The sequence below is a fragment of the Marihabitans asiaticum genome, assembly GCF_007828725.1.
GTDB lineage: Bacteria > Actinomycetota > Actinomycetes > Actinomycetales > Dermatophilaceae > Marihabitans > Marihabitans asiaticum.
Map to the genome: position 1 here is coordinate 248,113 of NZ_VIUW01000002.1, position 24,839 is coordinate 272,951.

27 protein-coding genes are annotated in these 24,839 nt (G+C 72.1%); 5 read left to right on the forward strand and 22 right to left on the reverse strand.

All coding sequences use genetic code 11. The annotated features are described in order from the left end of the window. Positions 1-17: 17 nt before the first annotated feature. From FB557_RS05685 to FB557_RS05750, 14 genes are all read right to left on the reverse strand, one after another. A complete protein-coding gene (locus FB557_RS05685) occupies positions 18-731 on the reverse strand; it encodes a succinate dehydrogenase cytochrome b subunit (protein WP_246074483.1) in 714 nt (237 codons plus the stop codon). Between the two features lie 47 nt (positions 732-778). Continuing rightward, positions 779-2,110, reverse strand: a complete 1,332-nt coding sequence (hemL, locus tag FB557_RS05690; protein WP_144856497.1) for a glutamate-1-semialdehyde 2,1-aminomutase — start codon at positions 2,108-2,110, stop codon at positions 779-781. Between the two features lie 290 nt (positions 2,111-2,400). Beyond that, positions 2,401-2,880: a MarR family winged helix-turn-helix transcriptional regulator gene (locus tag FB557_RS05695; RefSeq protein WP_246074485.1), complete on the reverse strand. Its 480-nt coding sequence runs from the start codon at positions 2,878-2,880 to the stop codon at positions 2,401-2,403. Continuing rightward, a complete protein-coding gene (gene hemB, locus FB557_RS05700) occupies positions 2,877-3,872 on the reverse strand; it encodes a porphobilinogen synthase (RefSeq protein WP_144857106.1) in 996 nt (331 codons plus the stop codon). The genes FB557_RS05695 and hemB overlap by 4 nt, the downstream gene beginning before the upstream one ends. A 20-nt stretch (positions 3,873-3,892) precedes the next feature. Continuing rightward, positions 3,893-5,536 carry a bifunctional uroporphyrinogen-III C-methyltransferase/uroporphyrinogen-III synthase gene (locus FB557_RS05705; RefSeq protein ID WP_144856499.1) on the reverse strand — a complete coding sequence of 548 codons (1,644 nt, stop codon included), beginning with the start codon at positions 5,534-5,536 and terminating at the stop codon, positions 3,893-3,895. Then, positions 5,533-6,498 (reverse strand): hydroxymethylbilane synthase, encoded by a 966-nt coding sequence (gene hemC / locus FB557_RS05710; RefSeq protein ID WP_144856501.1) that lies wholly within the window; start codon positions 6,496-6,498, stop codon positions 5,533-5,535. Before hemC ends, FB557_RS05705 begins: the two co-directional genes overlap by 4 nt. Next, positions 6,495-7,766 carry a glutamyl-tRNA reductase gene (locus tag FB557_RS05715; RefSeq protein WP_144856503.1) on the reverse strand — a complete coding sequence of 424 codons (1,272 nt, stop codon included), beginning with the start codon at positions 7,764-7,766 and terminating at the stop codon, positions 6,495-6,497. Before FB557_RS05715 ends, hemC begins: the two co-directional genes overlap by 4 nt. Continuing rightward, entirely contained in the window at positions 7,763-8,479 is a 717-nt protein-coding gene (locus tag FB557_RS05720; RefSeq protein ID WP_144856505.1) for a redox-sensing transcriptional repressor Rex, read from the reverse strand. The genes FB557_RS05715 and FB557_RS05720 overlap by 4 nt, the downstream gene beginning before the upstream one ends. Positions 8,480-8,644: 165 nt before the next feature. Next, a complete protein-coding gene (locus FB557_RS05725) occupies positions 8,645-8,911 on the reverse strand; it encodes a glutaredoxin family protein (protein ID WP_144856507.1) in 267 nt (88 codons plus the stop codon). 23 nt (positions 8,912-8,934) lie between these two features. Then, positions 8,935-10,359 carry a lysophospholipid acyltransferase family protein gene (locus FB557_RS05730; RefSeq protein ID WP_144856509.1) on the reverse strand — a complete coding sequence of 475 codons (1,425 nt, stop codon included), beginning with the start codon at positions 10,357-10,359 and terminating at the stop codon, positions 8,935-8,937. Next, entirely contained in the window at positions 10,359-11,408 is a 1,050-nt protein-coding gene (locus FB557_RS05735; RefSeq protein WP_144856511.1) for an NAD-dependent epimerase/dehydratase family protein, read from the reverse strand. The genes FB557_RS05730 and FB557_RS05735 overlap by 1 nt, the downstream gene beginning before the upstream one ends. Before the next feature lie 147 nt (positions 11,409-11,555). Then, positions 11,556-11,654 carry a 30S ribosomal protein bS22 gene (locus FB557_RS05740; RefSeq protein ID WP_003792170.1) on the reverse strand — a complete coding sequence of 33 codons (99 nt, stop codon included), beginning with the start codon at positions 11,652-11,654 and terminating at the stop codon, positions 11,556-11,558. A 160-nt stretch (positions 11,655-11,814) separates the two neighbouring features. Next, positions 11,815-12,012: a helix-turn-helix domain-containing protein gene (locus tag FB557_RS05745; RefSeq protein ID WP_144856513.1), complete on the reverse strand. Its 198-nt coding sequence runs from the start codon at positions 12,010-12,012 to the stop codon at positions 11,815-11,817. Positions 12,013-12,180: 168 nt separating this feature from the next. After that, positions 12,181-13,371, reverse strand: a complete 1,191-nt coding sequence (locus FB557_RS05750) for an acetoin utilization protein AcuC (protein ID WP_144856515.1) — start codon at positions 13,369-13,371, stop codon at positions 12,181-12,183. Positions 13,372-13,435: 64 nt separating this feature from the next. On the opposite strand from FB557_RS05750, the gene FB557_RS05755 reads away from it, so the two are divergent. Next, the gene (locus tag FB557_RS05755) at positions 13,436-14,104 is read left to right on the forward strand and encodes a potassium channel family protein (protein WP_144856517.1); all 669 of its coding nucleotides are present in this window, start codon (positions 13,436-13,438) and stop codon (positions 14,102-14,104) included. Between the two features lie 33 nt (positions 14,105-14,137). On the opposite strand, the gene FB557_RS05760 is transcribed toward FB557_RS05755, so the two are convergent. From FB557_RS05760 to FB557_RS05790, 7 genes are all read right to left on the reverse strand, one after another. Further along, positions 14,138-14,668: a GNAT family N-acetyltransferase gene (locus tag FB557_RS05760; RefSeq protein WP_144856519.1), complete on the reverse strand. Its 531-nt coding sequence runs from the start codon at positions 14,666-14,668 to the stop codon at positions 14,138-14,140. Positions 14,669-14,720: 52 nt separating this feature from the next. Next, positions 14,721-15,248, reverse strand: coding sequence for a GNAT family N-acetyltransferase (locus FB557_RS05765; protein ID WP_144856521.1), 528 nt, complete (start codon positions 15,246-15,248; stop codon positions 14,721-14,723). Next, the gene (proC, locus tag FB557_RS05770; RefSeq protein WP_144856523.1) at positions 15,245-16,048 is read right to left on the reverse strand and encodes a pyrroline-5-carboxylate reductase; all 804 of its coding nucleotides are present in this window, start codon (positions 16,046-16,048) and stop codon (positions 15,245-15,247) included. The genes FB557_RS05765 and proC overlap by 4 nt, the downstream gene beginning before the upstream one ends. 26 nt (positions 16,049-16,074) lie before the next feature. Further along, a complete protein-coding gene (locus tag FB557_RS05775) occupies positions 16,075-17,037 on the reverse strand; it encodes a proline dehydrogenase family protein (protein ID WP_144856525.1) in 963 nt (320 codons plus the stop codon). After that, positions 17,034-17,996, reverse strand: a complete 963-nt coding sequence (locus FB557_RS05780) for a diacylglycerol/lipid kinase family protein (RefSeq protein WP_144856527.1) — start codon at positions 17,994-17,996, stop codon at positions 17,034-17,036. The genes FB557_RS05775 and FB557_RS05780 overlap by 4 nt, the downstream gene beginning before the upstream one ends. Before the next feature lie 81 nt (positions 17,997-18,077). After that, positions 18,078-18,869 (reverse strand): sugar phosphate isomerase/epimerase family protein, encoded by a 792-nt coding sequence (locus FB557_RS05785; RefSeq protein WP_144856529.1) that lies wholly within the window; start codon positions 18,867-18,869, stop codon positions 18,078-18,080. 50 nt (positions 18,870-18,919) lie between these two features. Then, the gene (locus FB557_RS05790) at positions 18,920-19,849 is read right to left on the reverse strand and encodes a Ppx/GppA family phosphatase (RefSeq protein ID WP_144856531.1); all 930 of its coding nucleotides are present in this window, start codon (positions 19,847-19,849) and stop codon (positions 18,920-18,922) included. 33 nt (positions 19,850-19,882) lie between these two features. Here FB557_RS05790 and FB557_RS05795 point away from each other — a divergent pair, with 33 nt between their 5' ends. The 4 genes from FB557_RS05795 to FB557_RS05810 all read left to right on the forward strand — a co-directional run bounded on the left by FB557_RS05795 (position 19,883) and on the right by FB557_RS05810 (position 24,300). Continuing rightward, positions 19,883-20,731 carry a DUF3109 family protein gene (locus tag FB557_RS05795; RefSeq protein WP_144856533.1) on the forward strand — a complete coding sequence of 283 codons (849 nt, stop codon included), beginning with the start codon at positions 19,883-19,885 and terminating at the stop codon, positions 20,729-20,731. Positions 20,732-20,921: 190 nt separating this feature from the next. Continuing rightward, entirely contained in the window at positions 20,922-22,316 is a 1,395-nt protein-coding gene (gene radA, locus FB557_RS05800; RefSeq protein ID WP_144856535.1) for a DNA repair protein RadA, read from the forward strand. Positions 22,317-22,325: 9 nt separating this feature from the next. Then, complete coding sequence (gene disA / locus FB557_RS05805) at positions 22,326-23,408, forward strand: DNA integrity scanning diadenylate cyclase DisA (RefSeq protein ID WP_144856537.1); 1,083 nt, start codon at positions 22,326-22,328, stop codon at positions 23,406-23,408. Continuing rightward, complete coding sequence (locus tag FB557_RS05810; RefSeq protein WP_144856539.1) at positions 23,401-24,300, forward strand: HhH-GPD family protein; 900 nt, start codon at positions 23,401-23,403, stop codon at positions 24,298-24,300. The genes disA and FB557_RS05810 overlap by 8 nt, the downstream gene beginning before the upstream one ends. Here the strand turns inward: FB557_RS05810 and FB557_RS05815 are convergent. After that, entirely contained in the window at positions 24,282-24,824 is a 543-nt protein-coding gene (locus FB557_RS05815) for a gluconokinase (protein ID WP_144856541.1), read from the reverse strand. The genes FB557_RS05810 and FB557_RS05815 overlap by 19 nt on opposite strands. Positions 24,825-24,839: the final 15 nt, after the last annotated feature.

A 24,839-nucleotide genomic window follows, 5' to 3' on the forward strand; every position in this document is an offset into this window, starting at 1 on the left:
GTGTCGGCTCCAGGTCCTCAGAGGCTCGAGAAGTACAGGTAGAACGGCGGGATGAGGAAGCCCACGACGATCAGGGCGGCAAGCACCTGCGCGGTCGTCTTCGCCACCGTCCGGGCTCGCGGGGTGCTGGTCAGGCCGAGGGTCTGGGACGCGCTCCACGCACCGTGGTAGATGTGCATCCCGAGCGCGATCATCGCGAGGGTGTAGATGAGCACCACCCAGATCAGCGAGAAGCTCGCCGAGACCATGACGTACGGGCTCTCCTTCACCGCTGCGGCGTCGGCCTCGCTGTTGAAGTTCGGCTTGACCAGCGTGAAGTGGATGAGGTGGAAGATCACGAAGAGCAGCAGCGTGATCCCGCCCCAGCGCATCGTGCGGGAGGCGAGCGAGGAGCTGATCGACTTCTTCACGGCGTAGCCCTGGGGGCGGGCGCTGCTCGAACGGCTCCACAGGGTGAAGGCGGCGTAGACGTGGCCGATGATCGAGGCGATGAGCACGATCCGCACGATCCACAGCAGCCCGCCGTACGGGAGCATCGGCTCGCCGATCTCGCGCAGGTGGTGGGCGTAGGTGTCGAACGCCTCCTGGCCGGCGAGCACCTTGAGGTTGCCGTACATGTGAAGAAGGACGTACAGCAGGAAGACGATGCCGGTGACCGCCATGAGCCACTTCAGGCCGATGGAGGACGACATCACCCCCCGCTTCTCCGGCGCTGAGGTTGTCGTAGCCACGCGCTCAGACTACCGCGCCATAGAGCGCCCGAAGGGGTCAGGCAGACCTAACCGGCGGCCCGGCCGGCTGCCGGCAGGGCGTCGAGCACCTGCTCGACAGCGGCGTCGTCGTGGGCTGCCGAGACGAACCAGGACTCGAAGGCGCTCGGCGGCAGGTGCACCCCCGCGTCGAGCATGGAGTGGAAGAACCGGCCGAAGGCTGCGGTGTCCTGAGCCTGTGCCTCGGCGTAGCTCGTGACGGCGCCGTCGACCCCTTCGGTGAAGAAGATGCTGAACATCGATCCCGCACGCTGCACGACGTGGGGAACCCCGGCGTCGGTCAGCGCGGTGTCGGCGGCCGAGGAGATGGTGTCGGCGACGCTCTGCAGCCGGCCGTAGAGCGAAGGGGTGCACCCGCGCAGCGTGGCCAGGCCGGCGGCCGTGGCGACCGGGTTCCCCGAGAGGGTCCCGGCCTGGTAGACCGGGCCGTCCGGCGCCAGCTGCGCCATGATCTCGGCGCGCCCGCCGAAGGCGGCGGCCGGGAACCCGCCGCCCATCACCTTGCCGAAGGTGAAGAGGTCCGGTGCGCCGGAGGGATACCCGCCGGGACTGTTCCCCCCTTCGCCGGTCTCGAGGCCGTACCAGCCGGCCGCGCTGCAGCGGAAGCCGGTCATCACCTCGTCGCTGATGAGCAGCGCTCCGTGCTCGCGGGTGACCCGGCGCAGGCCCTCGGTGAAGCCGGGAGCCGGCGGGACGACACCCATGTTGCCCGGTGACGCCTCGGTGATCACGGCCGCGATCTCCTCACCGCGCTCGGCGAAGACCTGTTCGACCGCGTCGATGTCGTTGTAGGGGAGCACGATCGTCTCCCCCGCCGCGCTCGCCGGGACCCCGGCCGAGTCGGGCAGGGCGAAGGTCGCCACCCCGGATCCGGCGTGCGCGAGCAGCGCGTCGACATGACCGTGGTAGCAGCCGGCGAACTTCACCACAGCGCTCCGGCCGGTCACCCCCCGCGCCAGGCGAAGGGCGGACATCGTCGCCTCGGTGCCGCTGCTCACCAGGCGTACCTGCTCGACCGGCTCGACCCGCGCGACGATCTCGGCGGCGAGCGCCACCTCGTTCTCGCTCGGGGTGCCGAAGCTGAAGCCACGAGCCGCAGCCTCGGTCACGGCGGCGAGCACGTCGGGGTGGGCATGCCCGAGGATCATCGGCCCCCAGCTGCCGATGAGGTCGACGTAGCGGTTGCCGTCCACGTCGGTGAGATACGCCCCCTTCGCCGAGGCGACGAAGCGCGGCGTTCCCCCGACCCCCCGGAACGCCCGGACCGGGGAGTTCACCCCACCGGGGATCACCTCGAGGGCCCGGTCGAAGAGCTGCTGGGACTGCGTCGTCGAGGTCATGCCCCCAGTCTCACCCACCGCAGGCCAACCGGCCCCAAGGGGTCGCGCTCCCCGGGCAACCTCAGACGAACGGTCAATCGCCCCCACCCCCACGAATCGCAGCTCCCCGGGGATCTGCAGACGAACGGTCACCCTGGAAGGCGCCGCCGGGCTGAGGTTCCCCGGGGATCTGCAGACGAACGGTCACCCCGGAAGGCGCCGCCGGTCTGAGGTTCCCCGGGGATCTGCAGACGAACGGTCACCCTGGAAGGCGCCGCTGGTCTGTGGTTCCCCGGGGATCTGCGAAGGGGTTAGTCGTCGAGACCGATCTCGTGGTGGTCGGGGGCGAGGTGGTCGCGGACGGCCGCCATCGCCTCGCCGAGGGCCTGCACCTGCTCGGGTGTCAGCACGTCGAGCAGGTGCCGATGCACAGAGGCGACGTGCTGCGGCGCCAGCGCTCCGACGACCTCGCGCCCCTCCGGGGTGAGTCCGATGACGACTCCGCGGCCGTCCTCGCTGGACGGTTCGCGGCGCACCCAGCCGCGGCGCTCGAGACGACCGGCGGTGTGCGTGACCCGGCTTCGCGACTGCACGATGCGGTCGGCGAGCACCGACATACGCATCCGCTGATCGGGCGCCTCAGAGAGCATCGAGAGCAGCTCGTACTCGGTGATCTGGCACGAGCCCTGGAGGTCCTCGCTCAGCGCACGCTCAAGCAGCCGGGTCCCCCGCAGGTAGGCGCGCCACGCCTTCTGCTCCTCGGCGCTGAGCCACCGCACCTGCTCGGTCACCACCGGACCTCCCCGCGCTGCGCCGTTCGCGCCGCGAGCTCGAGCGCGAAGTAGCTGAGGATGATGCCGGCACCAGCCCGGCGGATGTGCAGCACCGACTCCAGCGCGGCCTGGTCCCGGTCGATCCACCCGCGCTCGGCAGCCGCGACGATCTGGGCGTACTCGCCGGAGATCTGGTAGGCGGCGACCGGGACGGTGGATAGCTGCGCGGCCGCCGCGACGACGTCCAGGTGGGGGCCGGCCGGCTTGACCATGACGATGTCGGCGCCCTCGGCGATGTCCAGCTCGAGCTCGCGGACCGCCTCGGTCGCGTTGGCCGGGTCCTGCTGATAGGTCGCCCGGTCTCCGGTCAACGAGGAGCAGACCGCCTCGCGGAACGGGCCGTAGAGCGCCGAGGTGTACTTCGCGGAGTAGGCCAGGATCGCGGTGTCGGTGAAGCCCTCGCGGTCCAGCGCCCCCCGGACGAAGGCCACCTGCCCGTCCATCATCCCGGACAACCCCAGGACGTGCGACCCCGCTCGAGCCTGAGCGATCGCCATGTCTGCGTACCGCTCCAGCGTGGCGTCGTTGTCCACGACCGTGGCACCGGCGGCGTTCTCACGCAGCACCCCGCAGTGCCCGTGGTCGGTGAACTCGTCCAGGCACAGGTCGGTCATGACGACGAGGTCGTCGCCGACCGCATCGACCACCGCCCGCGTCGCGACGTTGAGGATGCCGTCGGGGTCGTCGGCACCCGACCCCACGGCGTCCTTGTCCTCGGGCACACCGAAGAGCATGATCCCGCCGAGGCCCGCGGCGACGCACTCCCGCGCGAGGTCGACGAGGGTCGAGACGGTGTGCTGGAGCACCCCGGGCATGCTGGCGACCTCGACCGGCTCCGCGATCCCCTCGCGGACGAAGGCGGGGAGGACGAGGTCGGACGCGTGCAGCCGGTGCTCGGCCACGAGGCGACGCATGGGCGTCGATGTCCTCAGACGCCGGGGACGGACCATCGGTCCCTCGAGGCTCACGATCAGCCCTTCGCCCGCTTGCGAGCCGCGGGCGGCGCCTGCTCCGAGGGTCGGGTCACCGGGTGGCCCTCCGCGATGGCCTGGGCGATCCGGCCCCGCGCGTGCTCGGCGAGCCCCTCGACGAGCAGCACCGCGTCGGCGCTCTCGGCGACGACGTCGACCCGCAGACCGAGCTCCTCGGCGGTCTTGGCGGTCGCCGGGCCGATGCAGGCGATGACGGTGCTCGCGTGCGGCTTGCCCGCGATCCCGATGAGGTTGCGCACGGTCGAGCTCGAGGTGAACGCCACCGCGTCGAAGACTCCCGACTTGATCGCGTCCCGGGTGGGTGCGGGCGGCGGGGCGGCCCGCACGGTCCGGTAGGCGGTCACGTCGTCGACCTCCCAGCCCATCTCCTGCAGGCCCGCGACGAGGGTGTCGGTGGCGATGTCGGCGCGGGGCAGGAAGACCCGGTTGATCGGGTCGAGCACGTCGTCGTAGGGCGGCCACTCCTCGAGCAGCCCGGCGGCGGAGCGCTCCCCCGACGGCACGAGGTCGGCAGTGATCCCCCAATCCTGCAGCGCGGCGGCGGTGGCACCGCCGACCGCGGCGATCTTCAGCCCCGAGAAGGCGCGGGCGTCCAGCCCGATCTCCTCGAACTTCTCCCGGACCGCCCTGACCGCGTTGACCGAGGTGAAGCCGATCCACTCGTACCGCCCGGTCACCAGGCCGCGAACCGCCCGCTCCATCGCCTGCGGGGTGCGTGGTGGCTCGACCGAGATGGTGGGCACGACCTCGCTGGTGGCCCCGAAGTCGGAGAGCCGCTCCTCCATCGATCGTGACTGCTCCTTGGTCCGCGGCACGAGCACCCGCCAGCCGAAGAGCGGCTTGGTCTCGAACCAGGAGAGCTCATCGCGCAGCTCGACCGGTGGCCCGATGACCGCGAGCGCCGGGAGCGCGAGGTCGTCGACGAGACCGGAAGCGTCCGCGAGGGTCCCGGTGACCGTCGCCTGCTGCGTCGTCGTGCCCCGCTGGGTGATGGCGACCGGGGTCTTCGGGTCGCGGCCCGCAGCCTCGAGGGCGCGCAGAGCGGCTCCGAGGTTGTCGGGGTCGCCGAGGAGCACCACGGTGACGCCGTCGGCGACCGATCCGGAGAGGTCGGGGACCTTGCTGCTCGTCACCGCCACGACGTGCACGCTCGAGGCGTGGCCGACGGTCAGCGGCATACCCGCGTAGGTGGGGACGGCGTTGACTGCGGAGACGCCCGGCACGACCTCGTAGGAGATGCCCGCCTTCGCCAGGGCCTTCGCCTCCTCGGCGAGGCCGTTGAAGGTGGCCGGGTCACCGTCCATGAGCCGCACGACGTGCCCACCGGCGTGGGCCTTGGCGGTCTTGACCACCAGCTTGGCCCGCGAGGCATGGGTCAGCTGCTGCCCGTGCTCACCGTGGCCGGCGTCGACGATCTCGATGTCGTCGCGCAGGTGCTCGGCGACCAGGCTGTCGCGGGCGCTGGTGTCGATGATGACCGCGTCGGCGCGGCCGAGGTGGCGCACCGCGGCGAGGGTCAGCAGCGACGGGTCGCCCGGCCCGGCGCCGACGAAGGTGACGCTCGCGGGGCGGCGACTCCTGGTGGTGGCGGTCGTGGTGGTGCTCGTCGTGCGCGGGCTCACGTGTCACTCTCCGAAGAGCTCGAGTTGGGTGCGGGAACAGGGTCATGGCTGGCGTCGGCGACGATGTCGCCGGCGCCGTCGGCGAGGAGGGTCTCGGCCAGCGTGCGGCCGAGCCCAGCGGGGTCCTCGAGAGGTCCGGTGGCGGAGCGTCTGATCTCTCGGTCGCCGGCGGGATCGGCTACGGCGGCGCGAAGGGAGAGAGCCGGCCCCTTGTCGTCCTCGACCACCTCGGCGAGGGCTCCGACGGGGGCGGAGCAGCCGGCCTCGAGTCGGGCGAGCAGCGCCCTCTCGGCGGTGGTGGCCGCTCGGGTGTCGGCGTGGTCCAGTGCGCCGACCGCGCCGAGGGTCTCGGCGTCGTCCGCCCGGACCTCGACGGCAAGGGCTCCCTGGCCGGGCGCCGGCAGGATCTGCAAGGGGTCGAGGAACTCGGTCACCACGCCGTCGAGGTCGACCCGACGCAGGCCGGCAGCAGCGAGGACCACGGCGTCGACCTGCTCACCGACCATGGCGAGCCGGGTCTCGACGTTGCCACGGATGTCCTGGAAGTCCAGGCCCAGACCGAGCGAGGCGAGCATGGCTCGACGTCGGGGCGAGCCGGTCCCGATGACCGACCCGGCGGGGAGCTCGCCGAGGGTCAGCCCGTCGCGGGCGACGAGCGCGTCTCGTGGGTCGACCCGGGCGGGGACCGCAGCGATCGCCAGGTCGGGCTCGGGAGCAGTGGGCAGGTCCTTCAGCGAGTGCACCGCTACGTCGACCCGCCCGTCGCGGAGCGCCTGCCGCAGCGCCGAGGCGAAGACTCCGGTGCCTCCGAGGGTGCTCAGCGGGGCCCGGTTGACGTCGCCCTCGGTCGTGATCTCGACGATCTCGACGTCGTGGCCAGCCGCGCGCAGCGCATCGGCCACGTGACCGGTCTGGGTCATCGCGAGGTTGCTCCGGCGACTGCCGATCCTCAGGGCGGTCATGGCAGGTCCGCCTTGTGCAGGTCGAAAAGCTGGCGGATGGCGTCCTCGTACTCCACGATCCGCCCGTCGACGGCCATCTCCTTGACCCGGATCGTCGGGCGGTGGAGCAGCTTCTCGACGACGCGGTGGACCGCGAGGTGCACCTGGGCGCGGTCAGCCTCGCTGAGGTCGGGGGTGCGCTGGTCGAGCCGCTCGATCTCTCGGGCGACGACCTCGGCCGCCGCTGCCCGGAGGGCGGCGACGGTCGGACCGGCGACCTGCTTGGCCCGCTCGGTCAGGTGGGCACCGACCTCTGCGGCGACCAGCTCGCGCGCCGCGACCACCTGCGGCAGCTCGGCGCCGTCGTCGAGCGCCCGCCCGATCTGCTCGAGCCCGACGAGGGTGACGCCGCGCAGGTCGGCAACCTGGTGGGCGATGTCGTGCGGCAGGGCGAGGTCGAGGTAGACCTGCGGGGCACCGGCTCGGGCCACCTGGGCGTCTGCACCGTCGGCGAGGGAGACGACCAGACCCGTCGAGCCGGTCGCGGAGATGACGACGTCGGCTCCGGCGAGCGCATCGGCCAGCTCCGAGATCGGTCGCCAGCGCGCCCCGAGGCGGGTGGCCAGCGCCTCGGCCTTGCCGGGCGTCCGGTTGACGAGGGTGAGCGAGGCGACCCCGTGTCGCAGCGCCGCTGCCGCTGCCAGCGCGCTCATCCCCCCGGCCCCGATGACGAGGACGGCACGATGGGACAGGTCGCCCAGCCGGGTCTCGGCCAGCGCGAGCCCGGTGGTGACGAGCGAGCGGGAGACCTGCTCGAGGCCGGTCTGGGTCCGGACCCGCTTGCCGGTCCGCAGGGCGTGCTGCACCAGCGAGTTCAGCGAGCTGCCGACCGCGCCGGCCCTCTGTCCATCGGCCAGGGCCGTCCGTAGCTGGCCGAGGATCTGGGCCTCGCCAACGGCCATCGAGTCCAGCCCCGCCGCGACGTTGAAGACGTGTGCGACCGCGGCCTCGCCGTACTGCAGCTCGAGATGCTCCGCCAGGTCGTCCGCCTCCAGGCCGGTGGTCTCGGTCAGGGCGGAGGTGAGGTCTGCGACGGCACCGTGGAAGGTGGAGACCTCGGCGTAGATCTCGGTCCGGTTGCAGGTCGAGAGCACGAGGACCTCGTCGATGTCCCCGCTGGCCAGGGCGCGGGTGGCCAGCGCCTCGACCTGCGCCGGACCCAGGCTGACCCGCTCGAGCAGGTCGATGGGGGTGCGGTGGTGGTTGAGGCCGAAGACCACGGTGCTCATCGCGCCACCCCCACGGTCCTGGCGCTGGCGGACGCGGCGGTGCCGTCTGCCGGGGCGCCGGACTCGGCCGACTCGACGCGACGCTGCTCGTGGTAGGCGAGGATCTGCAGCTCGGAGGCGAGGTCGACCCGGCGGACCTGAACGCCGTCGGGCACGTTGACCGCCGACGGGGCGAAGTTGAGGATGGAGCCGATCCCGGCACCGACGAGGGCGTCTGCGACGTCCTGGGCCGCCTGGGCGGGGGCGGCGATCACGCCGATGACCACACCCGACCCGGTGAGCGCCGGGAGAACCGTCATGGGCTGGACGACGAGGTCGCCGACCCGCTGACCCACGACCTCGGGGTCGTGGTCGAGCAGCGCGACGACCGAGAAGCCCTGCTGCTCGAACCCGCCGTACTGCGCCAGGGCTCGGCCGAGGTTGCCCATGCCGACGATGACGACGGGCCAGTCGTGGGTCAGGCCCAGCGCCCGCGAGATCTCGTAGCGCAGGTGGGAGACGTCGTAGCCCACTCCCCTGACGCCGTACGACCCGAGATGACTGAGGTCCTTGCGCAGCTTGGCGCTGCTCACCCCTGCCTCGACGGCCAGCTCTTCGGAGGAGACCGAGGCGATGCCTGAGGCGGTCATGGTGTCGAGGGCCCGCAGATATCCGGGGAGGCGAGCCACTGCGGCGTCCGGGATCCCGCGCTCGGCGGCGCTCTCGACGGACACAGGCGGCACGACTCCTCTCCGGGGCCAGCCGCACCGAGGGGCGCGTCCCGGCTCCTGCTGCCCGAGGCTACGCCCTTGTGAACATTTGCACAAAGTCGCGCCTGCGCGCGATGACGCCGCGCAACACCGCCCCCTTCGCGCCGAGGCGACCGGCCGCCGGACCCGCTAGGACGAAGGGAGGTCGGCCACCGCGGCCCGCAGGCGGGCCTCGTCGATCCGCCAGTAGTCGTGCTGACGGCCGCCCACGAAGGTGACCGGCACCTCTTCGCCGTAGCGCTCCACCAGCTCGGGGTCGGCGTCGACGTCCACCCGCTCCCACCTCACGTCGAGGTCGGCGGCGACGCGGGCCACCACCCCTTCGACGTCGTCGCAGAGGTGGCAGCCGTCCCGGCTGATCACCGAGATCGTCGCTCCGGGCTGCCAACCCGTCATCGCCGCCCGGTGCCGAGCGGACATCAGAAGAAGACCGAGCGGCGGGTCATGAGCACCGAGTACAGCGTCTGCTGGATGGTCTCGCGAACTTGGTCGGTGAGGTCGAAGACGAGCGCGGGGTCCTCGGCCGCGTCCTTGCCCAGGCTGGCGGTGTCGACGGGCGGGCTGAACTCGATGATCCACTTGCTCGGCAGCGGGATCAGGCCGAGCGGCCCGAGGAGCGGGAAGGTCGGCGTCACCGGCGCGTACGGTGCGCCGAGGAGGCGGGCGAGGGTCTTGAGGTTGCCGATCATCGGGTAGACCTCCTCGGCGCCGACGACCGAGCAGGGGATGATCGGGACCTCGCTGCGCATCGCGGCCGAGACGAAGCCTCCACGGCCGAAGCGCTGCAGCTTGTACCGCTCCCGGAAGGGCTTGCCCACGCCCTTGAAGCCCTCGGGCCAGACCCCCACCAGCTCGCCGTTGCTCATGAGGCGCTCGGCGTCGGGGTTGGTCGCGAGGGTCGCGCCGGTCTTGCGCGCGAAGTCGCCGACGAGGGGCATCTGGAAGACGAGGTCGGCGCCGAGCATCCGTAGGAAACGCCGCTGCGGGTGCTCGTCATAGATCGCCAGCTGGGTGATGACCGAGTCGATGGCGACGGTTCCCGAGTGGTTGCTCACGACAAGCGCGCCGCCCTCGGCGGGGATGTTCTCGATGCCGCGGACCTCGACCCGGAACCAGCGGTCCTTCAGCGGGCGCAGGAGCGGGAACGCGGTGTGGATCGTGAAGTCCTCGTCGAAGCCGAAGTCGTCGACCACGTAGTCGCCCTGGACCCTGCGACGGAGGAAGGCGAGGACGTCACCGAGCCGACGCTCCAGGTCCTCGCCCGCGGCCTGGCTCATGGCGGAGCCGATGCTGCGCGAGGCGACCTGACCGGCGCTGAGGGCGACCGAGAGGAGCTCGGCGACCCCCGGCGCGAGCGTGGTGCCCGAGCTCGGCGTGGTGCTGGTCGGCGTCTCGGACGGGCTCTCGGCCTCGACCGAACGCACCGCACCCTGCAGCGCGGCGGCACCGGCCGAGCTGGCCCTGGCCCGCTCGCGTCGTCGCGGCGCGGCGTCGCCACCCCCCTCCCCCTCGACGACGCGGAGCGTCGGGGCGGTGGGGCGAGCCGGTGCCCGGCGGGCCGGCGTGCGGCGGGCCGGCGTGCGGCGGGCCGGCGTGCGGCGGGCCTGCGCCCGGCCCTCCTCGCTGCCCGAGAGCAGCGGGGTCGAGCGACGACGCGCCCGCTCGCCACCGGCACGCTCGGCGGCGGTGGCGACGGCGGTAGGGGTCGACGTCGTGGAGGCTCTCTTGGCGCCGGCCTTCTTCGCGGGGGTCGTCCCCTTCGCGGCGGTCGCCTTCTTCGTCGGGGCGGTCTTCGCGGTCGACTTCTTCGCGGCAGACTTCTTCGCAGGCTTCTTCTCGGCCATCAGTCCTTCTTCCCGGTGAGGTCGATCGCGGCGATCGCTCGCTCGGCGGCGTGTGCGGCAAGCCAGCTGGGCTGCTTGCGCCCGCCGAGGAAGAATCGCCGGTGGGTGAGGCGGGCGGCGAAGGACTCGAACGCCTCTCGTGTGGTGTAGCGCGGCTCGAACCCGAGCTCGGCGCGCATCTTCGTCGTGTCGACGCCCCGGCCGAAGGTGAGCAACGTGATCTGGTCCGGGCTGCTGTCGACGAGGCCGCTGCGTTGCAGCAAGCCCCCGATCGTCCCGCTGCCCTGGTGCGGTATCGACAGGAACGGGCGGCCGGCGAGGTTGGCCGCCTGGGTGGCGGTGATGATGCCGTCACCGGCGATGTTGACCGTGCCGACGGCGTCCTGGAGCAGCGCCGTCGTCAGGGCCTCGCCGACGTCATCCTCGTGGACGAACTGCAGCCTGCCGTCGTAGCCGAGCGGCAGCGGGATGAGCGGGAGCGAGAAGTAGTCGGTCATCGCGGTCCGGATGCGCGGCCCGATGACGTTGGCGAAGCGCAGCATGGTGATCCCGACGTCGGGCCGGCGCCGCGCGAAGCCGCGCACGTACCCCTCGACCTCGACGGAGTCTCGGCCCCACCCACCCGAGGGCAGCCGGCGCGCTGAGAACTCCTCCTTGAACATCGCCGGGTCCTTGGGGCTGGAACCGTAGACGGCGGAGGTCGACTTCACCACGAGGCGCTGGAGGCTCTCGGCCTTCTGGCAGGCAGCGAGCAGCTGCATGGTGCCGATGACGTTGATCTCCTTCTGGGAGACCCGCCCTCCGCTGGCGGCCGGGGTGGCGATGACCCCCATGTGCACCACGGTGTCGACCTCGTTGTCGGAGACGATCCGCGCGATGAGCGGGCTGCGGATGTCGGCCCGGACGAACTCGGCCCGCCCGATTCCGTGGCGGGGAGGGACGACGTCGACGCCGATGATCCGGGTGACGTCCTCCTCGGCGCTGAGCCGGCGCGCGAAGGCGCCACCGAGGTGTCGCGACACCCCGGTGATGAGCACGGTGCGAGCCACCTGGTTCCTCCCTCGATCCTGGCGCAGGTGAGCGGTGTGAGCCCGAGCCTAACCAGGCATGCGCCCACGGTGGCCGGGACGGGGCAAGGAGACGGGGGCAGGGAGACGGCTGCGGGCCCCAGCCGATCGGCTGGGGCCCGCTGTGCGTCACTTCTTGTTGCGGCGCTGGTGGCGCGTCTTGCGCAGCAGCTTGCGGTGCTTCTTCTTCGCCATCCGCTTGCGGCGCTTCTTGATCACAGAACCCATACGTCGTCCTTCATCGTGCTTCGTCGTGCTGAGTGCCCGGGAGGGGAGGGCATCTCACCGCGCCTCTTCTCGGGTCAGAGTCGATGCAGCAGCCTATCTGGCGCTCGTACCGACCCCAAACCGGCCGGAGGCGAAGGGGGCGGCGCCCCCCCCCTTCGCTCTATGCGGTCTCGACGTAGGAGGAGTCGAGGTATGCGTCGACGGCCTCCTTGGGGACGCGGAAGGACCGGCCGACCCGGACCGCGGGCAGCTCGCCTGCGTGGACCATGCGATAGACCGTCATCTTCGAGACGCGCATGATCGAGGCCACCTCCGCGACCGTGAGGAACGTGACCCCACTCAGTCGGTCCTCCGACATCTCCCCACCTGAACCTTTCCCTGACGAGCGCAGCGCCAGCTCAGGTGGCCGACGGACTTCTACGACGCGTGCAGGGTAACCATAGAGGTAGTTGTGACTGCTGTGAAGCCCCTGAGAGAATCGTCGACGCCGATGTCCAGGCGACACGCCGATGCGACGGCCGCAGATCTAGTCGAACCAGACGTCGAGGCCGTGGGTGGGGAAGACCGCCTCGCGGGTCGCCATGATCGCTCGGTCGACGTCGCTGTGCGGGTTGTAGCCCATCGACCAGGGCTGCACCCAGATCGGCAGCTCGGAGCGCGGCAGGTCTCCCATCCGCGCTGGGGGCGTCTTGCCGGCGAGGTGCTGCACCTGGGCGACGTAGTCCGCGGGTAGCTCGGTCGCGACGTCGACCGGCTGGTGCGCGGCAATGGCGGTGAGGTGCGCCCAGGAGCGCGGGACGACGTCGACGAGCTCGTACCCTCCTCCGCCCAGGGCGATCCAGCGCCCGTCGCAGAGGTCGTGGGAGAGGCGGTGCAGCGTGGCCATCGCGTGGCGCTGCGCGTCGACCGTGAGCGCCATGTGGGCGAGCGGGTCGCTGGAGTGGGTGTCGCACCCGTGCTGGGTGATGAGCACCTGCGGCTCGAAGGCCTCGACCACCGGGATGACCGCCGAGGCCAGCGCCCGCAGCCACGGCGAGTCGGTCACCGCGGGTGGGAGCGCCACGTTGACGGCGGTCCCTTCCGCACCCGGCCCGCCGACGTCCCCTGGCCATCCCGTCCCGGGGAAGAGCGTCCGGCCCGACTCGTGCAGCGAGCAGGTGAGCACGCGCGGGTCGTCGTAGAACGCGGCCTGCACTCCGTCGCCGTGATGGACGTCGACGTCGACGTAGGCCACCCGCTCGACGCCCTGCGCCAGCAGCCACTCGATGGCCACGACGATGTCGTTGTAGATGCAGAACCCCGAGGCGCGATCGCGCATGGCGTGGTGCATCCCGCCGGTGAAGTTCACCCCGTGCTGGTTCTCGCCGTGCCAGACCCGGCGGGTGACCTCCATCGTGCCCGCGACGATCCTGGCGCTGGCCTCGTGCATGCCCTCGAACGCCGGGACGTCCTCGGTCCCGATGCCGAAGCGGGCATCGGCCCGGCTCGGGTCGGCGCTGACCTGCTTCACGGCCTCGACGTACTCCCCGTCGTGCGCGGCCAACAGCGTCTGATCGTCGGCGACACCGGGTGAGACGACGTCGACGTCGGCGAGCACGCCGAGCGACTGCGCCAGCTTCGCGGTGAGGTCGATGCGAAGCGGCGCCATCGGGTGGCCGACCCCGAAGTCGTACTTCGTGAACTCCGGCCCCCACACCACGCACGCCCGTGTGCTCATGCTCGCACGGTACTCGCACTACAGTCGGGGCCTGGAAGGACCTTCGACACGGGAGCTTTTACGCATGGGGAAGATGCGGGTGCACAACGAGGACATCCTCGTCGTCGGGATGGGACGGTTCGGCGGAGCTGTGGCCACCGAGCTGCACCGTCTCGGCAACCGCGTGACCGCGGTCGAGCTCGATCACGCCCTCGCCGAGTCCTACCTCGGCCGGGTGGGTCGGATCGTGCAGGGCGACGCCACGAACGTCACCTTCGTGGAGGAGCTGCGCCCGGCGGAGTTCTCCGGGGCCGTCCTCGGCATCGGGTCGTCGGTCGAGGCATCGGTCCTCGCCGCGGTCAACCTCATCGACGCCGGGGCCCCGAAGGTCTGGGCCAAGGCGGTGAGCCCGGAGCACGCCCGCATCCTGGCCCGCATCGGGGTGCAGCACGTCCTCTCCCCCGAGATCGAGTCCGGGCAGCGCCTGGCCCACCTCGTCGGCAGTAAGCTCATCGACTACATCGAGTTCGACGACGGCTTCGCGATCGTCAAGATGATCCCGCCCAAGGAGGCGGTCGGCTTCACCCTGGAGCAGTCTCAGATCCGCAGCAGGTACGGCGTCACCGTCGTCGGGGTCAAGCCGCCCGGTGAGGACTTCACGCATGCGCGGCCCGAGACCAAGGTCCACGAGGGCGACACGATCATCGTCAGCGGCCCCACCTCGCTCATCGAGCGGATGGCAGCGCGCCCCTGACGGCGCGCGGGGCCTGACGGAGCGGAGAGCGGCTCAGCCGTCGCCGCGGTCGTCGCCGAGGGCGAGGACCATGGCGATCTCTTCCTCGCCGTCGTCGCTGTGCGTGCGCATCGGGCGCCGGTCGTCGGTCGGGCGGAATCCGAAGCTGCTGGCGAAGGCGACCGCGCGGGGGTTGTCGGTCCCGACCCAGTAGAAGAGCCGGCGCAGGCCTCTCCCCTTCGCGTCCTTGGACGCTTCGCGTACGAGCGTCGCCGCGACGCTCCTGCCGCGCCACTCGGGGGCGACCCACAGACCGAAGAGCTGACCTGCGGAGTCGTCGGTCTCCTCGTCCGGCTTCTCCGGGGAGGAGCCGATGCTCACGACGCCGACCCGGCCGCCGTCGGCTTCGGCGAGCAGGCGGCGGCTGCGGTTCATCCGCTCGCGCCAGAACTGCTCCGACTTGCCCTCCTCATCGGCCTTGTCGGCGACGAAGGCGTCCGGAGACTCCTCGAGCGCAGCCAGGCGAACCTCTCGATAGGTCTCCCAGTCGTCCTCGCCGAGGGCACGCACGGTGATCTCACTCATGGCCATACTCTGTCATGTCTGGCGGGCGGGTGCCGAGCGTGTCACCAGGAGTTCACCCGGTCAGGTACCGCACCATCTCCAGCTCGCAGACCCTGGGGTGGGTGGAGGAGGGCCCGGCCTCCCCGGTCTCGACGAACCCCATCCGAGAGTAGGCGGCACGCGCCCTGGGGTTGTTCTCGGCGACCTCGAGGACGACCCGCTCCAGCCCGTCCGCACGGGCCTGCGCCACGGCCGCCTCGACGAGGGCCTGCGCCGCCCCACCGCCCCGGGCATGGGCGGCGACCCACATCCCCACGAGCCAGATCTCCTCCGACGGCCGGTCGTCGCTGGCGTAGAGCGTCACCGACCCGACCGGTCGGGAGCCGGTCCAGGCCATCCAGGCCAGCCCGCCGGCCCGCTCGCGCCACAGCTCCTCGGGGTACTCCCGCTCTCGCTCGTAGGTCGACCCGTACGCCAGCGGGGTGTCGAGCAGCATCGCCAGCCGGACCGACCGCAGGTCGGCCCAGTCCTGCGGGGTGAGCCGGCGCACGCGCACCGGCCCGTCCCACCCGTCGCCGACCAGCTCGGGGGTCTTGCTCATCCGGCCGACCGCCGGGCGCACGCCTCCACGGCCCGGGCGAAGGTCTCGCGCAGGCCGCCGGCCTCGAGCTGGCGCAGCGCGGCGGCGGTGGACCCTCCGGGGGAGGTGACCGCGGCCCGAAGGAGCGCCGGTTCCTCGCCCGTCTCCCGCATCATCGTCCCGGCGCCGAGGGCGGCCTGGGTGGCGAGCTCCACGGCCGTGGCCCGCGGCAGCCCCCCGGCGACACCGGCGTCGACGAGCGCCTCGACGACGAGGTAGAAGTACGCCGGGGCCGAGCCCGAGAGCGCCGTCGCGACGTCCTGCTGGGTCTCCGGCAGCACGATGGTCTCTCCCGTCGCCGCGAGCACCTCACGGACCGCGTCCAGCTGGGCCTGGCTCACGCTCGCCCCGGGAGAGAGCACGGTCATCCCCTGACCGACCCGGGCCGGGGTGCTGGGCATGCCGCGGATCGCCGCCACCTCGTCCGGCAGGAGGTCGCCCAGGTCGCTCAGGCTCACCCCGAGGGCGAGGCTGACCACGACACTGCCGGGGCGAAGGGAGTCGCGCACCTGCTCGAGCAGCTCGGGGACCACCGCCGGCTTGACGACGAGCAGGTGCAGATCGGCCTGAGCCGCCGCCTCCTCCGGGGCCACCGAGCGCGCACCATCCCGGGCGTCGAGCTCGCGGGCCTGCTCCTCGCGGCGCACCACGGCGAGCACCTCGGGATCGCCGTCCCTGCGTCCGGAGAGCAGGCCCTCGAGGATCGCCCCGCCCATCGAGCCGACGCCGTAGATCGCTGTGGTCCGCTGCTGCTCGCTCATCCGGCTCAGCGTAGCGACCGGGCCCCTCAGCCCCGCCCGGTGAGCGCGCTGAGCATCCTGCGGGTGGTCGAGGGACGTTCGATCAGGTCGGCGAGGTAGGCGTACCAGTCCGAGCCGTACGGGACGAGCACCCGCACGCGGTGCCCCGCGTCGGCCAGTCTCACCTGCAGGTCGGGCTGCACCCCGAGGTAGAGCTGGTACTCGAGGTCGCGGTGGCGTCCGTGCTGCTCGGCCATCGCGTCGATCACCTCGAGCAGCACGGGGTCCTGGGTCGCCACCATCGGCCCTGCGTCGCCGGTCAACGCCACGCTGAGGCAGCGCACGAACGCGAGGTCAGCCTCGTGACGGTCCGTCCACGCCGTGTGGCCCGACTCCCGCGGGCCGCCGCGGACCAGCCGGACCGCGACGCCGGCGTCGACCAGCCGGCTGCAGTCTTCCTCGGCCCGGTGCCGCCGGGTCAGGACCGTCGTGCGAAGGGGGGAGGGTCCCCCCTTCGCGCCAGTGGACCCGGTCACCGAGGTGACGAGGTCGACCAGCTCCCCGTCCAGCCCCGCCGGGGCGCTGCGCAGGGTGATCGAGACGCCGGCGGCGCCGGCCGACTCCGCGAGCCCGGTGAGGTACGTGCTGAGGACGCCGGGCGGGCTCACCCCGAGGCCGAGCACGGCCGGGGAGAGGAAGACGTCGGGCCGCTGGGTGCCAGGCGGTAGCGCGGCGATGGCGGCGAGGCACTCCTGAGCCACGCTGCGGTTGGCGGCGCACGTGGCCTCGTCGTCGGCGGGCACACAGAGCGGCTGGATCGCCGCCGCGCGGGTGGTCCGACCCAGGTCGGCGGCGGTGTCGAGCGCGTCGTCCAAGACAGGCCCGGCGACGAAGCGCTCACGAGCGGCGTGCACCAGGCCCGAAGCGGACACCCTGGAGCGCACCGGCGGCACGGTGAGGACGTCGACCACCGCCGCCCGCAGCCCGGCCGAGGTCGGCAGCATGCTCATCGGACCGGCTCGCTCGCTCGGGGCTGGGAGTCGGCCTCCTCCGGCAGGTGAAGCCGGTAGGCCGCGCGCTGCAGGGTCCACTCGGCCTCGGTGACCGGGTCGAGCAGCTCGCCGTCGGCGTTGACGCCGAACGAGCTGCCGGTCGCCGAGCGCAGTCGCACATGCGCCCCTGTCATCCGGCGGACCCCGTTCAGCCGGTCGAGATCTCCGGACTTGAGGTGCAGCGCGTACTGGACCCGCTCAAGCCGGGTGCGGGACTCGGCGATCACCACGTCGGCGCGCCCGTCCCCCGGCTCGGCCTCGGGCGCGAGGGCCGCGCCACCGCCGATGCTCGTGCCGTTGGCCATCGCCACCTGCATCAGCCGGGTCGAGCCGTCGGCGACGACCTCGCCGTCGACCTCCACCACGAGCTTCCACCCGTCCTTGCGAAAGCCGGCGATGACACTCCCGATGACATAGCCGAGCGGACCGAGACCGATCGTGCCGAGGCGGTCCTTCCACGGCTTCGCCTCACGGCCGGCACGGTCGCCGGTCCCGACGTGGACGGCGTTGACGACGATGAAGTCGTCAGCGTCCCGGATGATGTCGATCGGCTGCAGCGGCCCCTCCAGCACGATCCGCGCCGCCTCCTCCGGGTCCTCGGGGATCCCCGCCGCGCGGGCGAAGTCGTTGCCCGTCCCGAGGGGGATCAGGCCCAGCGCGGGCAGGTCGTCCTCGTCGAGCTCGTAGACGAGGCACAGCGCCGTGACGACCGCGTGCAGCGAGCCGTCACCGCCGCACACCACGACCTCCGCGCTGCCGCGGTTGTCCAGGGCGTGCTGCAGCTCGTCGATCGACCCGGTCCGCGCGACCTTGACATCGGCCTGCGCGGCGAGGAGGCGACGCACCTGCTCGACCCGTTGCTCGTCGCTGGTCCCCGCCTCCTCGTTGACGATCATGAGGAACTCACGCTCAGACATGGGGGCAGCGTAGACGCCGCCCGACGGCCCGCCGGTCTCGGTGAATGACCCCTCGGTCACCCTTCGCCGTCGTCGACAGCCCTACTGCCCGAGGCGCTCCCGGGCGAACTCCAGCGACTCGACGAGGTCGAGCTCCCGCTCGCGAGCGTCGCGGCGCCGGGTCCCGACCTCGAGGACCACCGACCCGTCGAAGCCGCTGCCCGCGAGGTGCTGCAGCACCTCGGCGCACGGCTGCGAGCCGCGGCCGGGCACGAGGTGCTCGTCGGTGATGGTCCGTCCGCTCCCGTCGGTCAGGTGCAGATGGGTCAGGCGCGGACCGAGCGCGCGGACCATCTCCATCGCATCCGACCCGGCGCTGGCGGTGTGGGAGAGGTCGATCGTCACGTGGTCGTAGGGCTGCGGCACCGGGTCCCAGTGGGGCAGGTAGGCCTGGACCTGCCGCCCGCGGGCGGCCCAGGGGTACATGTTCTCGACGGCCAGCCGGACCCCGGTGTCGTGCTCGCGCTGGGCCACCCCGTCGGCGAAGCCGGCGGCGTACTCCTTCTGCCACCGGAAGGGCGGGTGCAGTACGACGGTCGGAGCACCGACCTCCTGGGCCACCTCGATCGAACGGTCGATCTTGGTCCAGGGGTCGCTGCCGTAGACCCGCTGGGTGAGCAGCAGGGTCGGGGCGTGCACGGAGACCACCGGCAGCTCGTGGTGCTCGGAGAGCGCCCGCAGCGCCGGGCCCTGCTGGCTCATCGGGTCGGTCCAGATCATCACCTCGACGCCGTCGTACCCCAGCCTCGACGCGATCTCGAAGGCTGCCGCCGTACCGCTGGGATACACCGAGGCCGTCGACAGGGCCACGGGGATCCGGGCGCGAGGCGGCATGCTCGCGAGCCTACGCCCGCCGGCCGGCCCGCTGCGGGTCGGCTACCGGCTCAGGAGTCGAGGTGATCCAGGTAACGCAGGATCACCCCTTCGCGCAGGGCCCAGGGGCAGATCTCGAGACTGGGCACGCCGAGCAGGTCCATCGCCGCCTCGGCGACGATGGCCCCGCCGAGGATCTGGTGCGAGCGGGAGGCCGAGACGCCGGGCAGGTCGCGCCGCTGCGCGGCGGTCATCGGCGCCACCTGGGCGATGATCTCGGTGACGGCGTCCTTGGTCAGGGTGCGGCGCACGTAGGGGCCGTCCGCCGAGGGCGCGGCCCCGGCGATCCGGGCCAGCGAGCGCATGGTCTTGCTGGTGCCCACGACGGCGTCCGGGGCGCCGGCCTTGGCCAGAGGTCGGATGTGGGCGGCGATCTCGGCGCGGACCGCCTTGCGGGCCGCCTTGATGTCGGCAGGCGAAGGGGGGTCCCCGGCGAGCCGCTCCCGGGTCACCCGACCGGCGCCGAGGAGCAGGCTGAGCGCGACGTCGGGGTCCTCGTCGGTGCCGATGCTCAGCTCGAGCGAGCCACCGCCGATGTCGAGCACGAGCAGCTTGCCCGCGGACCAGCCGGTCCACCGGCGCGCGGCGAGGAAGGTCAGGCGGGCCTCGTCCTCACCGGCGAGGACCTGGAGGTCCACCCCGGTCTTGCGCTCGACCTTGGCGAGGACGTCCTCGCCGTTGGGCGCCTCGCGGATCGCGCTCGTCGCGAAGCACATGAGCTCCTCGACCCCCTGGTCCTCGGCGGCGTCGAGGCACTCCTGGACGAAACGCACGAGCCGGTCGCGGCCCTTGTCCTCGATCCATCCCTCGGGGGTGACGTGCTCGGCGAGGCGCAGGTCGATCTTGTGCGACATCGCCGGCAGGGGCTGGGCTCCCTGGTGCGCGTCGACGACGAGCAGGTGGACGGTGTTGGATCCGACATCGACGACCCCGAGGCGCATGGTGGCAGAGCCTACGGGCTTAGGGTTACCGCGATGAGCGCTCACCCCGGGGAGACCCCGCTGCAGACCCCGCGGACCTGGGTCGAGTTCGACGACCCGGCGCAGGACGGGCAGCGCCTGCGCTGCGACCTGACCTGGCTGACCTCTCGATGGACCTGCATCTTCGGGCGCGGCTGCGAGGGCATCGACGCCGACCAGCCCGACTACGGCTGCTGCGTGCTGGGGGCCCACTTCAGCGACAAGGACGACATCAAGCGGGTGCGGGCCGCGGCCGAGCAGCTCGGGGACGACGAGTGGGAGCTGCGGCCGAGCTCGCTCAAGCTCTCGGAGTGGACCGAGAAGGAGGACGGGGAGCGCAAGACCAAGGTCGTCGACGGAGCGTGCATCTTCTTCAACCGGCCGGGCTTCCCCGCCGGCGCGGGTTGCGCGCTGCACCAGCACGCGATGCTCGAGGGCGTCCCGCCGCACACCCTCAAGCCCGACGTGTGCTGGCAGCTGCCGATCCGGCGCACCTACCGCACGGTCGAGCTCCCGGACGGCGAGAACTACCTCGAGGTGTCGATCGGGGAGTACGACCGGCGGGGCTGGGGCGCCGGCGGGCACGACCTGGACTGGTACTGCTCGGGCAACCCCGACGCCCACGTCGCCGCCGACCCGGTCTACCTCACCGAGCGAGACGGCTTGGTCGAGCTCATGGGCCAGGCGGCCTACGATGAGCTGGCCGTGCGCTGCGAGGCGCACCTGGCGCTGGTCGAGGCGGCCACCCGGCCGGCTCGGGGGGTCGGCAGGAGGGCGAAGGGGGCCCGCCCCACCCCGGAGGGTCGCGCCCTGCTCCCCCTCCTGGTCCACCCGGCGACCCTCGCGGCCGACCGCGCCCGCTGACCCTCCCCCTTCGCAGATCCCCGGGGAACCTCAGACCAACGGTCGCCCCTCCCCTTCGCAGATCCCCGGGGAGTCTCAGACCAACGGTCGCCCCTCCCCTTCGCAGATCCCCGGGGAACCTCAGACCAACGGTCCGGCGCACCTCTCGGCCTGGGGCGGTTGTCGGCCCCGGCCCGTAGCGTGTCTCGTCATGGCCACCTCGAAGAGCTCCCGGGCGCCCGGATTCCGCTGCGTAGAGTGCGGCTGGAGCAGCGTGAAGTGGGTCGGCCGCTGCGGCGAGTGCCACGCCTGGGGCACCGTCGAGGAGGTCGGGGCGCCTCGCGTGCGTACGGCGACGACCGGCCGGGTCGAGCACCCCGCTCGGCCGATCGCCGACGTGCCGGTCGAGGACGCGCAGGCCTGGAGCACGGGCGTCTCGGAGTTCGACCGGGTGCTCGGAGGCGGCATCGTGCCCGGCTCGGTCGTCCTCGTCGCCGGGGAGCCCGGGATCGGCAAGTCGACGCTGCTGCTCGACGTCGCCGCGCGAGCCGCCGCAGGCAGGCCGGTGCTCTACGTCAGCGGCGAGGAGTCCGCAGCCCAGGTCCGCGCCCGGGCCCAGCGCATCGGGGCGCTTGCCGACGGGCTGTACCTCGCGAGCGAGACCGATCTCGGCACCGTGCTGGCCCACCTCGAGCAGCGCTCACCGGCGCTCGTCGTCGTCGACTCCGTGCAGACCCTCGCCTCGGCCGAGGTCGACGGAGCGGCGGGCAACGTCAGCCAGGTCCGGGAGGTCGCGGGAGCCCTGATCCAGCATGCCAAGGCGAAGGGGGTCGCCATGCTGCTCGTCGGTCACGTCACCAAGGAGGGCTCGATCGCCGGGCCTCGCATGTTGGAGCACCTGGTCGATGTGGTGGTCCAGTTCGACGGTGACCGTCAGTCGCGGCTGCGCCTTGTGCGAGCGGTCAAGAACCGGTACGGCCCCACCGACGAGGTGGGCTGCTTCGACCTCACCGACACCGGCATCCACGGGCTGGAAGACCCGAGCGGGCTCTTCCTCTCCTCCCGGCACATCACCGTCCCGGGCACCTGTGCGACCGTCACCCTCGAGGGGCGCCGGCCGCTGGTCACCGAGATCCAGGCACTCGTCGCACCCTCGCAGATCCCGACCCCGCGGCGGGCGAGCGTGGGGCTGGACTCCTCCCGGGTCTCGATGATCATGGCGGTCCTGGACCGCAGGGCCGGTGCCCCCGTCGGCAACGCCGACACCTACGTCAGCACGGTCGGCGGGGTGCGCATCACCGAGCCGTCGAGCGACCTCGCGGTCGCCCTCGCGATCGCGAGCGCCGTGATGGACCGGGCCCTCCCCCACCAGCTGCTCGCGCTCGGCGAGGTCGGGCTGTCCGGCGAGGTCCGGCCCGCGGTCGGGGTGTCCCGTCGGCTGACGGAGGCGGCACGGCTCGGCTTCACGACCGCGCTCGTCCCGGCCGGCGCGCTGGACGGCGGCGCGGCGCCGGCCGGGATGGAGGTCGTCGAGGTCAGCGACGTGCGCGCCGCGATCCGCGAGGTGGAGCGTCGCGGCGCGACGAGCGAGGTGGGGTCGCCATAGGATCGCCTCGTGCCTGACCTCGACGACGACCTCGATCTCTTCCGGGCGACCCTCGCAGCGGTCGCCCCCGGGACCGAGCTGCGTGACGGTCTCGAACGCATCCTGCGCGGCAACACCGGTGCCCTCATCGTCCTGGGCCACGACAAGACCGTCGAGGGGCTGTGCACCGGGGGGTTCCGGCTCGACGTCGAGTTCTCCGCCACCCGGCTGCGTGAGCTGGCCAAGATGGACGGGGCGATCGTGCTCGACCGGGGCATGACCCGGATCGTGCACGCCGGGGTGCAGCTGCTGCCCGACCCGAGCATCGAGACCAGCGAGTCGGGCACGCGCCACCGCACCGCCGAGCGCGTCGCCCGGCAGACCGGCCACCCGGTGGTCTCGGTGAGCCAGTCGATGCGGATCGTGGCGTTCTACGTCGGTGGCCATCGCCATGTGGTCAAGGCCACGCCCGAGCTGATCGCCTTCGCCAACCAGGCGTTGCAGACCCTGGAGCGCTACAAGGCGCGGCTCGACGAGGTGACGAGCACCCTGTCGGCCCTCGAGATCGAGGACCTCGTCTCGATCCGCGATGTCGCCTCGGTGCTGCAGCGCATGGAGATGGTCCGACGCATCGGCGCCGAGATCCAGAGCTACACCGTCGAGCTCGGCACCGAGGGCCGCCTGCTCACCCTGCAGCTCGAGGAGCTGACGGCGGGGCTGCAGGACGACCTCGAGTGGGTGATCCGCGACTACCTCAGCTCGGCCGACGACCGGCAGCGGATGGAGCAGGTGCTCGCCAACCTCGCGGCGTTGGACTCGACCCAGCTCCTCGACCCGGGCAGCTGCGCCAAGGCGATCGGCTACTCGATCGGCGGGGAGAACCTCGACAGCACCGTCAGCCCCCACGGCTACCGCATCCTCGCCAAGGTGCCCCGTCTGCCGGGCGCGATCATCGAGCGCCTCGTGACCCACTTCGGCACCCTGCAAGGCCTGCTCGCCGCGGGGGTCGACGACCTCATGCAGGTGGACGGTGTCGGCGAGGGTCGAGCGCGGCTCGTCCGTGAGGGGCTCTCCCGGCTCGCGGAGACCTCGATCCTCGAACGGTATGTCTGAGGCCCGCATCGACGACCGAGTCCTCGGCACGCTGCACGCGCGCATCCTCGACTGGTTCAGCGAGCACGCCCGCGACCTCCCCTGGCGATCCGCGACCGCTTCGGCCTGGGAGATCTTCCTCTCCGAGGTGATGTCGCAGCAGACCCCGGTCGCCCGGGTCGAGCCGATCTGGCGAGAATGGATAAGCCGCTGGCCGACCCCCTTCGCACTGGCCGATGCCCCGGCAGGTGAGGCGGTGCGCCACTGGGGCCGGCTCGGATACCCGCGGCGCGCCCTCCGGCTGCACGAGGCTGCCCGAGCCATGGTCGCGCGACACGACGGTCAGGTCCCGACCAGCTACGAGGACCTGCTCGCGCTGCCGGGTGTCGGCGAGTACACCGCGGCCGCCGTCGCCTCCTTCGCCCACGGCGACCCGCAGGTCGTGATCGACACGAACATCCGCCGGGTCCTCGTCCGAGCCGTCGAGGGTCGCGCCCTGCCGGCACCCTCGCTTACCGCCCGTGAGCGAGCGGTCGCAGCAGCAGCCATGCCCTCGGACCGGGAGCAGGCCAACGCGTGGAATGCGGCCGTCATGGAGCTGGGGGCGCTGGTGTGCACGGCGCGCGCGCCGCGCTGCGGGGACTGTCCCGTGCTCGAGATCTGCGCCTGGCAGCGGGCGGGGTGTCCCCCCGACGACGGGCCGGCCCGGCGGGGTCAGGCCTGGCACGGCACCGACCGTCAGGTCAGGGGGCGGATCCTGCAGCTGCTGCGCGACACCCCTTCGCCGGTCGCCCGGGACCACCTCGACACGGTGTGGCCGCAGGACCCGGTCAAGGTCGACCGCTGTCTGGCAGGACTCGTCGAGGACGGGCTGGTCGAGCCGGTCGAGGCGGGCTACTCGCTGCCAGCGTGAGAGGCGTCCTCGACGCCGAGCGCCTCCAGCGTCAGGCGCAACGCCTCGTCCTCGTCGCCGTCCGAGCGCAGCACGGCCGCCGGCTCCGTCCTGGGGTCCGGGCGTTCCAGGGTGTCGAGCTGCGAGCGCAGCATCGACGCCTTCATGAAGTGGTCGTCGCGCTGCTCCAGGCGGCGGTGCAGCTCCTCCTCCGGCACGTCGATGAGGAAGAACTCGACATGCGGACGCCCCTCGCGCAATAGGTCGCGGTAGGAGCGCTTGAGCGCCGAGCAGGCGATGACCGCGCTCTCGCGCTCCCGCTCACGGGCGTCGATCCAGTCACCGATCGCCTCCAGCCAGGGCCAGCGGTCCTCGTCGGTCAAGGGGTGACCGCTTGCCATCTTCGCGATGTTGGCCCGGGGGTGCAGCGCGTCACCCTCGAGGAAGTCCCACCCGGTCGCGTCGGCGACCCCCTTCGCCAGGGTGGTCTTGCCCGCCCCGGAGACTCCCATAACGACGAGATGGCGGATCGCGGCGGTGCTCATCGGTGCAGCGTAGGT

Excerpts from the sequence above, each read along its gene's own strand:
- FB557_RS05815 (WP_144856541.1), bottom strand. The coding sequence starts at position 24,824 with ATGAGCACCGCCGCGATCCGCCATCTCGTCGTTATGGGAGTCTCCGGG.
- FB557_RS05740 (WP_003792170.1), bottom strand. The coding sequence starts at position 11,654 with ATGGGTTCTGTGATCAAGAAGCGCCGCAAGCGGATGGCGAAGAAGAAG.
- FB557_RS05790 (WP_144856531.1), bottom strand. The coding sequence starts at position 19,849 with ATGCGCCTCGGGGTCGTCGATGTCGGATCCAACACCGTCCACCTGCTC.
- proC (WP_144856523.1), bottom strand. The coding sequence starts at position 16,048 with ATGAGCGAGCAGCAGCGGACCACAGCGATCTACGGCGTCGGCTCGATG.
- FB557_RS05765 (WP_144856521.1), bottom strand. The coding sequence starts at position 15,248 with ATGAGCAAGACCCCCGAGCTGGTCGGCGACGGGTGGGACGGGCCGGTG.
- FB557_RS05785 (WP_144856529.1), bottom strand. The coding sequence starts at position 18,869 with ATGCCGCCTCGCGCCCGGATCCCCGTGGCCCTGTCGACGGCCTCGGTG.
- FB557_RS05755 (WP_144856517.1), top strand. The coding sequence starts at position 13,436 with ATGGGGAAGATGCGGGTGCACAACGAGGACATCCTCGTCGTCGGGATG.
- FB557_RS05715 (WP_144856503.1), bottom strand. The coding sequence starts at position 7,766 with ATGAGCACCGTGGTCTTCGGCCTCAACCACCACCGCACCCCCATCGAC.
- FB557_RS05730 (WP_144856509.1), bottom strand. The coding sequence starts at position 10,359 with ATGGCCGAGAAGAAGCCTGCGAAGAAGTCTGCCGCGAAGAAGTCGACC.
- FB557_RS05780 (WP_144856527.1), bottom strand. The coding sequence starts at position 17,996 with ATGTCTGAGCGTGAGTTCCTCATGATCGTCAACGAGGAGGCGGGGACC.
- FB557_RS05725 (WP_144856507.1), bottom strand. The coding sequence starts at position 8,911 with ATGACGGGTTGGCAGCCCGGAGCGACGATCTCGGTGATCAGCCGGGAC.
- FB557_RS05775 (WP_144856525.1), bottom strand. The coding sequence starts at position 17,037 with ATGAGCATGCTGCCGACCTCGGCCGGGCTGCGGGCGGCGGTGGTCGAC.
- radA (WP_144856535.1), top strand. The coding sequence starts at position 20,922 with ATGGCCACCTCGAAGAGCTCCCGGGCGCCCGGATTCCGCTGCGTAGAG.
- hemC (WP_144856501.1), bottom strand. The coding sequence starts at position 6,498 with ATGACCGCCCTGAGGATCGGCAGTCGCCGGAGCAACCTCGCGATGACC.
- FB557_RS05750 (WP_144856515.1), bottom strand. The coding sequence starts at position 13,371 with ATGAGCACACGGGCGTGCGTGGTGTGGGGGCCGGAGTTCACGAAGTAC.
- FB557_RS05745 (WP_144856513.1), bottom strand. The coding sequence starts at position 12,012 with ATGTCGGAGGACCGACTGAGTGGGGTCACGTTCCTCACGGTCGCGGAG.
- FB557_RS05760 (WP_144856519.1), bottom strand. The coding sequence starts at position 14,668 with ATGAGTGAGATCACCGTGCGTGCCCTCGGCGAGGACGACTGGGAGACC.
- FB557_RS05810 (WP_144856539.1), top strand. The coding sequence starts at position 23,401 with ATGTCTGAGGCCCGCATCGACGACCGAGTCCTCGGCACGCTGCACGCG.
- hemL (WP_144856497.1), bottom strand. The coding sequence starts at position 2,110 with ATGACCTCGACGACGCAGTCCCAGCAGCTCTTCGACCGGGCCCTCGAG.
- FB557_RS05795 (WP_144856533.1), top strand. The coding sequence starts at position 19,883 with ATGAGCGCTCACCCCGGGGAGACCCCGCTGCAGACCCCGCGGACCTGG.
- hemB (WP_144857106.1), bottom strand. The coding sequence starts at position 3,872 with ATGGTCCGTCCCCGGCGTCTGAGGACATCGACGCCCATGCGTCGCCTC.